Below are 13916 nucleotides of genomic sequence, written 5' to 3'. Positions count from 1 at the left end.
GGGCGCCGATGGCTTCTGTGGGCGAGCTGTGGTCGAGCTGTGGTGCGACTGCCCTGCCCTGACTACCGGTGCGAGACGATCGCGCCGGTGGTCGGGTTCAGGATGACGCGGTTCGAGACATCGCGGTCATAGAAGTTGAACATGTTCTTGATGGACCCGGCGGTGCGGTCGAACGAACCGTTGCCGACGTCGCCCAGGTTCCAGTTGCCCTCGACGAACTGCAGGACCGAGGCCTGGGAGATCTGGTTGTGGCTGATGTAGTTCTGCTTGCTGAACGGCGAGATCACCAGGAACGGCTGGCGCGGGCCGACGCCGCAGCGGTCCGCCTGGCCCTTGGCCGGGGCGGCCGCGGTGCAGGCCGGGGAGCTGTCGAGTGCGGTGTTCGAGCCGCTGACGACGGTGCCGGACTGGTGGTCGTACCAGCCGTCGGAGTCGTCGTAGGCGACGATGATCGCCGTGTCCTTCCAGTTCGGCGACTTCTGGATCGCGTTGATCTCGGTGGCGAGGAAGTTCTGCTCGTCCAGCGGGTCGGAGTAGCCGGCGTGGCCGTCCTGGTACTCCGCCGCCTTCAGGAAGCTGACGGCCGGCAGGTTGCCGGTGTTCAGCGCGGTGGTGAAGGCCGTCAGGTCGTACTGGTGGTTCGCCTGGTCGCTCTTGCCGATCATCGAGGTCTTCGTCGGCGGCAGGTGGTGCGGGTTCGCCGTGGACTTGTAGTACTCGAACGGGTCGTGGTGCGGCGAGTAGTCGGCCGAGGAGTTGCCGCCGACGTTGGTGTGCGTGGCGCCGCACTGCGCGTAGCCGTTGGCCGACGCGGTGGCGGTGGTGGTCGGCGCGAAGCCGCCCTGGAACCAGCCCCAGGTCACGTTCTTCTTGTTCAGCAGGTCGCCGACGTTCGCGCCGGACAGGGCCGCCAGCGGCGAGGTCGAGGCGTGGCCGTTGTCGGAGCAGTCGTCGTACGCCGGGTCGGCGTCGGTGTACAGCGTCCCGACCCCGGAGGCGTTCGGCGAGCCGATGAACGAGGCCGAGACCGGCTGGCCGGTGGTGGAGTTCACCGCGGTGGCGCCGTAGGTCTGGCCGGAGATCAGGTTCAGCGCGCCGGGGGTCGACGGGCCGAACACGTCGCTGTAGGAGTTGTCGCTCATCGCGTAGTTCTGAGCGTAGTTCCACAGGCCGGTGACGGTGTTGCCGTCGTAGTAGTCCATGACCAGGCCGGGCGCGCCGTACAGGACCGGCATGCCGGTGCAGGTCGACACGTTGGTGTTCTGGACGTACAGGTCGTTCTTGCCGCCGTCGGTCGCCTTCTGCTCGGCCGTGTAGCCGTGGTTCTGGTCGCAGGTCAGCGCCTGGCTCGGGGCGAGCCGCTGCGGGTTGTACTGGTTCGGGTTCGCCGTCAGCAGCGACTGGCTCAGGCCGTTGGCCTTCGGCGTGTCCCGCTTCGCGGTGAACGTCGTGCCCTGGCCGTCGTTGGCGGCCTTCGGGTAGGTGCCGAAGTAGTGGTCGTAGGAGACGTTCTCGTCGAACAGCACGACCACGTGCTTGATGGGGGTGCTGGTGCGGTCGTCACCGCTGCCGTCGTGGCCGTGGTGCCAGCCGTAGCCGGACGCGAAGGCGCTCGGGGTGGCGACAAGACCGAGCACCGCGGCGGCGGCAACGGGCAGGACCCATTTCCGGCGGATCAGTCGTTTCTTGCTCTGCGACATCGGTTCTTCTCCCTGAGAGGTCTTGCCGGTTTTCCGGGGACAGTCTCGACAACCGCAGTGAACTCGCTGGGAATCGCGTGAGAATTCTGAGGCACGAGAACTGCTGTTTCACGCCAGCAGCGCCGACCCGAAGAAGTCCGAACCCGGCGAAACACCCGGGAGTACCAAGAAATACCCGCCGCCGAACGGCGCGATGTAATCGGCCAGCGGCTCTCCGCTCAGGCGGTTCTGCACCGTCTCGAACTGCCGGTGCACGTCCTGCTGGTAGCACGTGAAGATCAGACCCATGTCGAGGTCGCCGTTCGGATCGACCCCGCGGTCGTAGTTGTGGCCGCGCCGCAGGATCCGCGAACCGTCGGTGGCCGCGCTCCGCGGATTGGCCAACCGGATGTGACTGGTCAGCGGGATCGTCTCCCCGGTGGGGTCATTGGAGTAGTCCGGCGCATCGGTCTCCACATGCCCGGACAACGGAGCCCCGCTCCCGCGCCGCCGCCCGAACATGTTCTCCTGCTCCCCGAGCGACACCCGGTCCCAGAACTCGGTCAACATCCGGATCAACCGCACACTCAGATAGCTGCCCCCGACCGCCCACGCCGGATTTCTCGCCGGATCCACCCACACCAACCGGCCCATCTGAGCCGCGTCGGCGACATCGGGATTGGCAGTCCCGTCCATGAACCCGAAGTGATTCCGCGGCGTCCCCCAAGGACGCGGCGGACTGACGAAGCCGTCGATCCGCCACCGAATCTGCGCCGCACCCCGAACCCCGCGCATGATGTCGCGCAAAGCGTGCAACACGGTGTCACTGTGATCAGCCGAGAGCTGAAGACTCAAATCGCCATGACACTGCCCCTGATCAAGGTCGTCATTCGGGAACACCGGCATCGGAAACAACCCGGCCGGCTTGCGTGAAGCCAGCCCGAACCGCCCGTCGAACAACGAGGACCCAACCCCCAGCGTCACCGTCAAATTGTCAGCAGCAACCTCCGGCCCCAGCGTCCCCGAATCACTCGGCGGCCCGGCAACCCCCACCTGATCCGGCAGCCCACCCGAGGTGAGAAAAGCCGCGCGAGCAGTGAGCGTCCGAAAGAGCTCAACGAGCCCAGCCTTGTCAGCCGCGGTGACATCCAGCGCCAGCATGATCGTCGCCGGCGCCGCCGCCCGCAGCACACCAGCCTGATGCGGCCCACGAAACGAAGGCGCAGGCGCGGGCGCAACAACAGCACCATCGGAGACAGCAGCAGCCGAAGCGGTGTCGCGAGTCAACGCAACACCGGTCCCAGCAGCAGTAGCGGCAGCCGCAGCACCCCCGATACCAGCAGCACGGAGCAGAGATCGGCGGCCGATCGAGGCGGTCATCGGATGCTCCCGGGTGAGAATTCGAGCGTGGGGCGGGTGATTCGGGGTGCGGCCATCGTCGGTGTGAGCGGCGCGGTACCTGGCATTGGCGGTGCGGGCGAAGGTGTTCGCGAACTGCTTGGCGCGTGCTGGCGTTTCCTCACGATTTGGCCAGCCGGGGTTCGCAGATCGTCGCGACCGGCGCCAGCAGCTCCACCGCGCCGCCGGCTGCTGAGTTCAGTGCCTCGCGCTGGGTGGTGGTGAGGTGCGTGAGCGGTGTCCAGGAGCCGTCGGGGTGGTGCTGTGCTTCGGCGAGGGTGCGTAGGTGGGTCAGGGCGGCGTCGATGCGGGGGAGGTCGGGGTCGCGCGGGGTGAGGATCGGGCGCAGGATGCTGAGGAGGCTTTGGGTGCCGTCGATGTTCGCGTCGATTGTGGCCAGGGTGGTGCCGCTGCCTTGATTGCTTTGGTCGGACAGTTCGAAGCGGACTGCGTCCTCCAGGATTTCGTGGGTGCGCAGTCCCAGTGCCAGGGGGTCGATCTGGGCGCTGGGGAATTCGGTGGCCAGCTTGTCGACTGCGGTCGCGAGGTCGGCGGCGGGGGTGGTCAGCTGCGTGGCGGTCTGGTTGTGCCAGAGTCCGTACTCGATGCGGTGGAAGCCGGTGAAGGCGGGGTCGTTGACGCCGGCGGGGAGGTCGGTGGGGAGTCCGTCGATCGCGTCGCCGAGGTCGCCGAAGGCGTCGTACGCGCCGCCGAGGCGTTCGTACTGCTGGTGCGCGGGGGTCCAGTCGGCGCGCGCGGCGTCCAGGTTGCCGGCGGCGAGGTCGTTCTGGAGTTTCTGGACCAGCGGTTTCAGTGTGGCCAGGCCGCCTTCGACGTACGCCTGGTACTGCTTCACCGGCGCGGTCAGATCCTCGCGCGTGACCGGGAGCACGCCTGGCGTCACCGTTCCGGCCATCGTGCCCGACGCGCTGCCGGTGACGCGGACCGGCGGGCCGGTGACCGGGTCGGCGTCGGCGGGCCAGCAGCGCAGGGCGTACGTGCCGGCGCCGAGCACGACCGGCATCTGGTCGCTGGTGCCGGGGGCGAGCCCGACGAGCTCGCCGTAGATCGCGCCGCTGCCGGGATCGACCAGGTACACCTCGGTCGTCTCGATCCCGGTGTTGGCGATCAGCAGGTTCTGCTTGCCCGGCTTCGGCGAGGTCCAGTTCGCGCCGCAGTCGTACACGTCGACCGTCAGCGCGTCGGACGGCAGCCCGGCCGCGTACTTCGGCTTGGCGGGCGAGTGGTGCGCCGCCGTGCCGGCGACCGCCGCGAACGCCACGACAGCGGCGGCCAGCGGCAGGACGACCTTCGGCGAAGCCAGGCCGGGCGAGATCTTGGACAAGGGGAGCCCCATCGTGGCGAGCGTCCGGAACGGGTTCGCCGCCGAGCTTAGGGCATCCTTAGTTGTACGAAACGGGCAGAACGCGGAATTCATCCGCGCTTTGCCGAGTGTTGGCCTCAGCCGCAGACGCACATCAGCGGCGGGCGCTCACCAGCCCCGGACGCACATCAGCCCCGGACACTCACCACGACCTTCCCGCCCCGCGCGCCCGACTCCACCGCGGCGTGCGCCTCGGCGACCTCGCCGAGCGCGTAGACCCGCTCGTCCAGCCGCGGCCGCAGCTGTCCGGCGTCGACCAGCTCGCTCACCGCGGTCAGGATCTCGCCGTGGTGCTCCCGGCCCTGTCCGGTGAGCATCGGCAGCAGCGTGAAGACGCCGGAGTAGGTGGCGCCGCGGAACGACAGCGGCGCCAGGCTGTGCGAACCCCAACCCAGAGCACTGACAACGTGCCCGGTGTACGTGCGCACCGCGGCGAACGAGGCGTCCAGCGTCGCCCCGCCGACGGTGTCGAAGATGACGTCGAAGCCCACACCACCGGTGTGCTCGGCCACATAGGCCTCGACGTCGCCGACCGTGTAGTCGATCGGCGTGGCGCCATAGCCGCGGATGACCTCGAGGCTCGCCCCGGACCCCGTCGCGAACACCTCGGCACCCCGCGCCCGCGCGAGCTGCACGGCGACATGCCCGATCCCCCCGGCGCCGCCGTGCACCAGAACCTTGTGCCCCGGCCGCACGTTCGCCCGGTCCACCAAGCCCTCCCACGCGGTGATCGCCACGAGCGGCAACGCCGCGGCCTCCCGCATGTCGAGCGTGCGCGGCTTAAGCGCGAGCAGCCGCGCGTCGACCGCGGCGAACTCGGCGAGCGACCCCTGCAGGTCGCCGACGCCGCCGGTCAGCCCGTACACCTCATCGCCGGGCGCGAAGGAGCTCACCCCGGCGCCGACCTGCTCGACCACGCCGGCGAGGTCGAGACCGAGCACGGCGGGCAGCGTGTTCCGCGCGTGTGCGGCGCGCCCGGCGCGGATCTTGGTGTCCAGCGGATTCACCCCGCTGGCCTCGACGCGCACCAGGACCTGCCCCTCACCGGCCGCGGGCACCTCCTGGTCCACCGCGACCAGCGCGCCGCCGAACTCCCGAAGAACCATCGCCCGCATGGCGTCTCACCTCTGTCGAAGACCAGCCCCGGGATCAGTCCCGACGGCTTCGCGATCAACAGCGCCGTGAACTGCTGTGTTCCCAGCGTGCCCCCGCCCCTGTACGGGCGCACGCTGGGAACCGGTCCCGACTACCGTCGGCTACTACGGGCTACGGGCTACGGGTCACCGGCTACCGGCTACGGGTAACTCGTCAGATCCACCGCCGAAGTGTTCGTCGGCGTCTTGCCACCGACCCCGTTGATGACGTTCTCGATCGCCCCGGCGTTCGTGATCGACACCGTCACCAGGTCGTGCCAGCTGGCACCGGAGGCCGCAGACGTGAACGCGTTGTCCGACACGACGCTGTTGTTCGTGCTGAAGAAGCAGTACACGCCGAGCCCGTACCCCTGGAAGCCGGTCGCCGAGCCGCCCACGGCGAACGACGGGTAGCCGCGCGCCGAGCCGTCCATCCACGACCCCTGGTTCGGGACGTCGTACGGCATCTCGCTCTGGTAGAAGTAGTCCTTCCCGCCGCTGCCGTTCCACTGCACCTGGACCGCCTGATAGTGCTCGACGGCCAAGCCGTAGATCGTGACGTTGGCTCCGTTGACCACCAACCCGTTGGCGGCGGTGTTGGTCGACCAGCCGACCGTCCCGCCGTTGCCGTGGTCGGCGCGCCACAGCCACAGGTCGTCGCCGATCACGTTGGCGCTGTTGACGACCAGCGTCTGCGTCGCCCGGCCGACCGTCGCGCCGCCGATGCGGGCGAACACGTCGGACAGCACGGTCGGGTCGCTCGCGTGGCTGGCGGACGAGCCCGACGGGCCGATCTGGATGAGCGTCTGGGAGTTGGTCGTGCCCGCGTCGACCATCAGCCCGGCGATCCGGATGCCGTTGACATCCGCGGTCGACAGGACCGTGTTGCCGCCGTTGGACACCAGCGTGGCCAGACCGAGGCCGAGCACCACGGTGTCCGGCCGCGTCACGTTGATCGTGCCGTTGACCTGGTAGATCCCCGGGGTGAACAGCAGGTTCTGCCCGGCTGCGAGCGCGGCATTGATCGTCGCGACGGAGTCGCCCGGATGCGCGATGTAGAAGGAGCTGATCGGCAGTGAGGAGCCGGGCGTGCTGCCGGTGCGCCAGCTGGTGCCCGACCGGTTCGCCTGGTTGCCGGGGACGAAGACGTTCCAGCCGCCGGAGCCGTCGACGTACAGGTACGGCTTCTCCGAGATCGTCGGCGAGGTCGCGACCGAGGTGTCCGGCGGGTTCGGGAAGCTGTTGCCGGGCACACCGGTGGAGCCGGTGAACACCATGTTCCAGTTCGCCCCGTTCCAGCTGCCGAACTGGTCGTTGCGCGACATGTACTGCTGCTGGCTGCCGGAGCTGACCTGGCCGGTGACCACCGAGTCGCCGACGAAGCCGCCGGAGGAGTAGCCGTTGAGCGACAGCGCCAGCGAGCCGTTGATGTTCATCCGGCGCAGCGGTGTCGCCTGAGAAGTCGCCCACACCGTGTTACCGGAGGACGGGGAGTCGGTCAGGTTCTCCGCGTCCCGCCAGAAGTTGATCGTCGCGTTGCCGCCGTTCCAGTTGGCGTCCGCGTGGACGCCGCCACCGGTGATCGTGGTCTGCGTCGGGGACTGCCCGAGGCCGAGCACCTGCGTGTAGAAGCCGACCGGCACGTCCTCGTTGTACGTGCCCGGCTTGAACAGGATGGCGTAGCGGTTCGTGCCCATCTCATTGCTCTGCTGAGCGTTGTAGACAGTGTTGATCTGGTTCTGGATCGTGCTCGCCGACATCGAGGGGTCGAAGACCAGCACGTTCGGGCCGAAGTTCGGCGTACCGCCGCAGCTGGTCCCGCAGCCGCCGCCGGCGGTGAAGGCCAGGCTGTTGAGGTTCCAGCCGCCGTTGTCCTGGGCGACGGTCAGGGTCTGCTGTCCCGCCGGGAGCGTGACGTTCGCCGACACCGTGGTCCAGGTCTGCCAGCCGCCGGTCGCCGGGACGTCGACGTTGCCGGACAGGTTCGTCCCGGACGAGCCGGCGATGTGCAGACCGTCCGTCGCGCCGCTGACCGAGGCCAGCCGCAGACCGACCGTGTACTGGCCCGCCGTGGCGACGTTGACCGTGTACTTGAACCACTGTCCGCTCGCCGTCCAGCCGACGTCGTACCCGCCGCCGGTGTCCGTGGTCGCTTCGAGGTCGACGCCGTCGGACCGGTAGGTGTTGGCCGAACCGTTGACCGCGGCGACGTTGTACGCCGAGCCCTGGCCACCGGTGTCGTAGTTCTCAGCCTGCACCGTCCCGGGGACCGCGGCGGGCGTGCCGCCGTAGGGACCGGAGTTGCCGGCGAACGTCAGGCTGTTGAGGTTCCAGCCTCCGTTGTCCTGGTCCACGACCAGCGTCTGCTGTCCGGCCGCCAGCGTGACGGACGCCGTCACGGTCGTCCAGGCCTGCCAGTCGCCGGTCGCCGGCACGTTCACCGCGCCCGACAGGTTCGTGCCGGAGGTGGTGGCGATGTGCAGACCGTCGGTCACGCCGCTGGGGGAGGCCAGCCGCAGGCTCACCGAGTAGGTCCCGGCCGAGGCGACGTTCACGGTGTAGTCGAACCACTGCCCGGACGCCGTCCAGCCGAGGTCGTTCCCGCCGCCGGTGTCCGTGGTCGCTTCGAGGTCGACGCCGTCGGACCGGTAGCTGTTGGCCGAACCGTTGACCGTGGCGACGTTGTACGCCACGCCTTGGCCGCCGGTGTCGTAGTTCTCGGCCTGGATCGTCCCGGGCACTGCGGCGGCGGTCCCGCCGTAGGGACCTCCGCCCGCTGCGTGGGCGACGGAGGGCGAGCCGATCAGCGTCAGGGCGGCGACCACCGCCAGGCCGAGGCCCGCACTTCCCGCTTTGCCGGCTCGACGCGGCGTGGGGGAGCCGGGTGCGAGCAGTCGCGTGATGCGCAAGTGTCTCATCTTCTCCTGCCTTGTGTTGATTTGTCTTTCTGGTGATGGAGCAGGCTGAATCACCCCGTGGTTCGAGGGGAAGACGGACCGGTTCGCGGTAGCCACGCGGACAGGAGCGCTGTGGATCACCGGCCGCACCCGGCTTAATTCACGTCGTGATTGAACTCGCGATCCGGGGTCCCGTCAAGATGTCCCGGCGGCCTCGACGTGCTGCGTCGCGGGGTCTGGATACGTCGAAATCAGGCAGTCGAGGCGCCGCCTGTCCACTCTGTGGGCACTCTTATATCGATGATCGTTCGAAACTTCATCAGAAATCGTGCTCAGGCTCTTGACTTACACACGTAGTCAGTCGAAACATGTGCCCTGGCAACCGGCCGCAGCTTCGACGTCATGAGCCTGATTCGATGGAGGTGTTCGTGCTTTTCCTGCCAAGACTCCGACGCGGAACGCGGTTGGTGGCCGCGTTCCTGATAGCGATGGCGATCGCGGTGGCCGTGCCGGTGTTCGGCACGTCCACGACGAAGGCCGCGGCGGCCGTGTCGGCGCCGTGCGACATCTACGCCTCGGGCAACACCCCCTGTGAAGCCGCCTACAGCACCACGCGCGCCATGTTCGGCTCGTACAACGGGCCGCTGTACCAAATCCAGCGTGCGTCGGACAACAGCACCCTGAACATCGGTCTGCGCGCCGCCGGCGGCGTGGCCAACTCGGCGCCGCAGGTCTCGTTCTGCTCCGGCACGACGTGCACCATCACGCTGCTCTACGATCAGACCGCGAACGCCAACAACCTCCCGATCTCGCCCGGCAAGGCCTGCGCCGGCTGCTCCGGCGGACTCGGCGGTCCCGCCGCGAACGGCGCGGATATCGGCGCGAACGCGATGGCGCTGCCGGTGACCGTCGGCGGCCAGGCGGCCTACGGCGTGCTCGTGAACTCTGTCGGTACCGGATACCGCAACAACGCGGCCAAGAACGTGCCCACGGGCTCGCAGCCCGAAGGCGAGTACATGCTCACCTCGTCGAACCTGACCAGCGGCAGCTGCTGCTTCGACTTCGGCTCCGCCGAGACCAACGACAGCGACGACGGCAACGCGACCATGAACGCGATCTACTACGGCACCGCCTGCTGGACCGGCGGCTGCTCCGGCACCGGTCCCTGGGTCGGCGGCGACCTCGAGAACGGCATGTACTTCAGCGCCGCGGGTCCGAACCCGGCGAGCATCCCCAGCGAGACCGGCTCGTTCGTGACCGCCTGGGAGAAGAACAACGGCACGACCAACTTCACGCTGAAATACGGCAACGGCCAATCCGGGGGACTGACCCAGGCCTACTCCGGCGCGCTGCCCAACGGCTACAACCCGATGAAGGTGCAGCCCTCCATCGAGCTGGGCACCGGCGGCGATAACAGCGACCTGGGCAAGGGCGAGTTCTTCGAGGGCGCGGTCACCACCGGATTCCCCTCGGACGCGACCGAGAACGCGGTCCAGGCCAACGTGAACGCGGCCGGCTACGCCAACAACACGACCACGTTCAGCACCACCGCGTCGGTGATCAGCCTCAAGGCGCACGCCAACGGCCGCTACGTCGACGCGCCGAACACCACCACGTCCCTGATCGCGGACGCCACCTCGATCGGCAAGGCCGAGCAGTTCGAGATGGTCACCGGCACCGACGGCACGGTGAACCTGAAGTCCTTGGGCGACAACAACTGGGTCACCGCCGACAACGACGGCGCCGCACCGCTGATCGCCAACCGGGGCGGCGTCGGCAACTGGGAAGTGTTCGGGCTGATCCACAACGCCGACGGCAGTGTCAGCCTTCGTTCCTACACCAACCAGGACATCGTGACCGCAGACAACGCCGGCGCCTCGCCGTTGATCGCGAACCGCACGTCCGTCGGTCCCTGGGAGGAGTTCGACCTCGTCCAGGACACCGTGCCGGTCAGCCTGCGGGCGCACGCGAACAACGACATCGTGACGGCGGACAACGCCGGTGCGGCGCCGCTGATCGCCAACCGCACCGCGGTCGGTCCGTGGGAGACCTTCGACCTGATCCCCGACGCGGACGGCGGCGTGAGCCTGCGCTCGCACGCCAACAGCGACATCGTGACGGCGGACAACACCGGCGCCTCGCCGCTGATCGCCAACCGCACCACGATCGGTCCGTGGGAGGAGTTCACCCTCGTCGCCAACGGCATCGGCAGCGTGAGCCTGCGCTCCCATGCGAACAACGACATCGTGACCGCGCCCAATGGCGGCGCTTCACCGTTGATCGCCAGCAAGACATCGATCAGTCAGTCGGAGCAGTTTGACCTCGTCTTCGACTGACAGCCTCGAGAGGTATTCGACCTCTGACGTCTCACCGTTCCGCCCCTGGCCGCCCCCCGGCCAGGGGCGGAGTGCCGTCCTGGGAAGCGATGGCGGCTTGCACGAAGGCTTTGACCATGGGGTTGTGACCGGTGGCGGGCCAGGCGGCGACGATGGGGATCGGCGGCAGACCGGTGAGGAGGACCGCGGTGACGTTCTGATGCTGATAGATCTCGGTCAGGCCCTCGACGGTGACGTGGGCGAGCCAGCCCTCTGCGATGGTGGTGATGAGCTCTTCGACGTAAGGGCCGTTCATGTGGCGGACGCGGTTCAGCGGTCGGCCTTCGGGGGTGTGGGACGGAGTCCAGGCGTCGATGTAGCCGGCCATCCGGTCGGACGCCGGCTCGGTGCTCTGCATGAAGAACAGCGGGTGGTCGGTGAGCTCTTCGGCGTCGACCGTGGCGCGTCCGGCGAGCGGATGGTTCCGGGCGACCAGCAGGGCTCTGGGCACGGTGGCAAGGACCGGGCCGACGACCCAGCCCGGCGCCTGCAACACGGCGGGCCCGCCGGGTGCCCAGGTGATGAAGAGGTCGATGTCGCCCAAGTCAGGGACCTGTTTCGCGTGCAGGGCGGCGGTGGGCAAAGCGGTCCGGACGACCTGGCACTGCGGCCGGCTTCGGCGGAAAGCGTCAACCATTTCGGCGGAGATACGGCGCGACATCGAGGTGGCGAAGGCGACGCGCAACGACGCCGTGTGGTGTGCGGCTGCTTCGTGCGCGGTGTTCAGAGCCGCTTCCATGGCCTGGTAGGCAGGGCGCAGGTCGGCCAGGAGCCGTTCGCCTAGCGGCGTCAGGCTGACCCGCCGAGTGGTGCGCTCGAAAAGCGGGGCGCCGACGCGGCGCTCCAGGCTGCGGATGTTCTGGCTCACGCTGGTGGGCGTCACGTGCAGGCGGGTGGCGGCGCGGCCGAAATGCAGTTCCTCGGCGACCGCCAGGAACGCTTCGACCTCCCTGATCTCCACCCTTCGAAGACTAATCGCCGGACGCCGATTGTGCGTCCTGGCTTCACAATCGGCGCGCGATCTGGTCGTTGATCGGTGGTGACACGCACCGCCAGGCTGGAGGTGAGGCAATCAACCGCGCCTAGCCCGCTTAGCACCTCCGCCTATCACCTCCCAGGAGTGCACGATGACCGTGACGACACTGCCGACCGGCACCGCTCACGCCGAGACCGCCCGCGCGTTCTTCCGCCTGTTGTCCGCGAAGGACATCGCGGCGTGGGCCGACCTGTGGCATCCGGACGCAGTCATCTCCGTGCCGTATCCGCCTGCCGGGTTTCCCACGGAGATCCGCGGCAAAGCCGAGATCGCCTCCGGCTTCCACAGCCTGTTCGCGAACTTCGCCACCTTCACCGCGCACCTGACCGGCGTCTACCCGGCAGCCGACTCCGACGCGGTCTGCGTCGAGTACCGCAACGTCGCCGTCCTTCACGACGGCACGGAGTACACCAACGACAACATCGCCGTCTTCCGCTTCCAGGACGGCCTGATCACCGAGTACCACGACTACTTCGATCCGCGGCGCTTCCAGGTGGTCGTGGACGCGCTGGGATCTGTGTGACCTTCTCGGGGACGTCCCGGCCTGTGTCAGCGGCCGTGTCAGGGTGCCGTCAGGCCCGCGTCAGCGCGCCCTCCGAGAGTAGGCACATGACCAACACGCAGAAGTACACGACCACCAGCCCCGTCTCCGTCAACCTGGACATCCCCGCGGGCAGCGTCCACCTGATCGCCGGCGACCGCACCGACACGATCGTCGAGGTGCTGCCGGCAGACAGCTCCAAGCGCCGCGACGTGAAGGCCGCACAGCAGATCGGCGTCGAGTACCGCGACGGCGTCCTGAGCATCGCCGCCGCCGACGCGAACCGGCTGCTCGGCAGCAGCGGCGCCGTGCGGGTGACGATCCAGCTGCCGACCGGCTCGCGCCTCGAAGGCAAGGCCGGCGCCGCGGAACTGCACAGCACCGGGCGCCTCGGCGAGGTGTCTTTCGACGGCGGCTACGGCAGCGTCAGTGTGGAGGAGGCCGCGAGCGCGTACTTGACTGTGCACACCGGCGACGTCCGCATCTCCCGCCTGGCCGGACCGGCGCAGATCCGCAACGGCAAGGGCGACATCACCATCGCCGAGGCCCACGCCGGCCGGGTCGAGCTGCACGCCGACATGGGCAACCTGTCGGTCGCCGCTGCTCACGGCGTGTCCGGTGTCCTGGACGCCGGGACTGCCTCCGGCCGCATCGCCAACGCGCTGTACAACGCCGAAGGTGCCGCCGCTGCCCTGAGCATCAAGGCGACCACTTCGCTCGGCGACATCACCGCCGGCAGCCTCTGAGATGCCCCAACGAAAACCGCGCCCTGACCGACCTAGGTCGCAGGGCGCGGTTTCGCCCTTAGAGGGCGCGCTTTCGTGCTTATTCAGACAGCGCCGCGTCGGGCGCGGGCGTCGGAGTGGGAATGGGAGCGGGCGCCGGTACGGAAGCTGTCGGCTCCGGCGTCTCGGCCGAATAGAACAACGGAATCCGGTACAGCGCAGGCGGATCGCCGGGCAGTCCGAGTTCGTGCCAGCGCCGCAAGAGCGAGACCCGGACCAGCGTGCGGACCCGCAACAGCAGGAACGCCGCGAGCGGGATCTCCAAGAACGCCGCCGAGGCCAGGCTGACCCACACCTCGGAGGAGCCCCAGTCCAGCACGATGTCGAACCAGGCGTCGCACAACAGCAGGGTCGCGGTGAACACCGCGAGCATGATGACGATCTGCCGTCCGAGCATGGCCGCGACGACGGTCCCGGCCAGGGCGAGCAACAGCAGGATGTCGAAGCCGACCCACGCCGCGGACCAGGCCCGCGAGTGATAGCCGGTCGGCATCGACAGGGCCAGATAGACGATCCAGGCGCCGAGGCCCGCGCAACAGGCCACCAGCAGGCTCAGGAAGCGTGCGCGCAAGCGTTTCACGCGGTTCGGCTCGGTACCGAGTTCGCGTGCCGCGTCGAGGAAGGACGCGGAACGAGTAGGAGTCTTCATCGCCGTTTGCATGTCGGTCTCCCCCCAATGCCCGGCCGG

At 68.5% G+C, this 13916-nt stretch carries 10 protein-coding genes; 3 read left to right on the top strand and 7 right to left on the bottom strand.

Annotation, left to right across the window (positions count from 1 at the left end):
- Positions 1-62 precede the first annotated feature (62 nt).
- The 5 genes from CACI_RS36965 to CACI_RS46605 form a co-directional block, all read right to left on the bottom strand.
- The gene (locus CACI_RS36965) at positions 63-1700 is read right to left on the bottom strand and encodes a phospholipase C (RefSeq protein ID WP_015796033.1); all 1638 of its coding nucleotides are present in this window, start codon (positions 1698-1700) and stop codon (positions 63-65) included.
- Between the two features lie 108 nt (positions 1701-1808).
- Positions 1809-3059: an iron uptake transporter deferrochelatase/peroxidase subunit gene (efeB, locus tag CACI_RS36960; protein ID WP_015796032.1), complete on the bottom strand. Its 1251-nt coding sequence runs from the start codon at positions 3057-3059 to the stop codon at positions 1809-1811.
- 139 nt (positions 3060-3198) lie between these two features.
- Positions 3199-4434 (bottom strand): EfeM/EfeO family lipoprotein, encoded by a 1236-nt coding sequence (locus CACI_RS36955; protein ID WP_063643557.1) that lies wholly within the window; start codon positions 4432-4434, stop codon positions 3199-3201.
- A 155-nt stretch (positions 4435-4589) separates the two neighbouring features.
- On the bottom strand, positions 4590-5576 hold the full coding sequence (locus tag CACI_RS36950; protein WP_015796030.1) for a zinc-dependent alcohol dehydrogenase family protein: 987 nt from the start codon (positions 5574-5576) through the stop codon (positions 4590-4592).
- 179 nt (positions 5577-5755) lie between these two features.
- Entirely contained in the window at positions 5756-8503 is a 2748-nt protein-coding gene (locus CACI_RS46605; RefSeq protein WP_190276679.1) for a carbohydrate-binding protein, read from the bottom strand.
- Between the two features lie 455 nt (positions 8504-8958).
- Here CACI_RS46605 and CACI_RS36940 point away from each other — a divergent pair, with 455 nt between their 5' ends.
- Complete coding sequence (locus CACI_RS36940; protein WP_223297360.1) at positions 8959-10827, top strand: arabinofuranosidase catalytic domain-containing protein; 1869 nt, start codon at positions 8959-8961, stop codon at positions 10825-10827.
- Between the two features lie 31 nt (positions 10828-10858).
- On the opposite strand, the gene CACI_RS46600 is transcribed toward CACI_RS36940, so the two are convergent.
- Positions 10859-11827, bottom strand: coding sequence for a LysR family transcriptional regulator (locus CACI_RS46600; RefSeq protein ID WP_015796027.1), 969 nt, complete (start codon positions 11825-11827; stop codon positions 10859-10861).
- A 166-nt stretch (positions 11828-11993) separates the two neighbouring features.
- Between CACI_RS46600 and CACI_RS36930 the strand changes: the two genes are divergently transcribed.
- Both CACI_RS36930 and CACI_RS36925 read left to right on the top strand, forming a co-directional pair.
- The gene (locus CACI_RS36930; RefSeq protein WP_015796026.1) at positions 11994-12425 is read left to right on the top strand and encodes a nuclear transport factor 2 family protein; all 432 of its coding nucleotides are present in this window, start codon (positions 11994-11996) and stop codon (positions 12423-12425) included.
- Positions 12426-12511: 86 nt separating this feature from the next.
- Positions 12512-13189 carry a DUF4097 family beta strand repeat-containing protein gene (locus tag CACI_RS36925; RefSeq protein WP_015796025.1) on the top strand — a complete coding sequence of 226 codons (678 nt, stop codon included), beginning with the start codon at positions 12512-12514 and terminating at the stop codon, positions 13187-13189.
- A gap of 79 nt (positions 13190-13268) precedes the next feature.
- On the opposite strand, the gene CACI_RS46595 is transcribed toward CACI_RS36925, so the two are convergent.
- Complete coding sequence (locus tag CACI_RS46595; protein WP_015796024.1) at positions 13269-13889, bottom strand: hypothetical protein; 621 nt, start codon at positions 13887-13889, stop codon at positions 13269-13271.
- Between the last annotated feature and the right edge of the window lie 27 nt (positions 13890-13916).

The organism is Catenulispora acidiphila DSM 44928 (genome assembly GCF_000024025.1).
GTDB lineage: Bacteria > Actinomycetota > Actinomycetes > Streptomycetales > Catenulisporaceae > Catenulispora > Catenulispora acidiphila.
The sequence above is the reverse complement of the archived record's forward strand: the minus strand, read 5'-3'. Positions and strand labels throughout refer to the sequence as shown.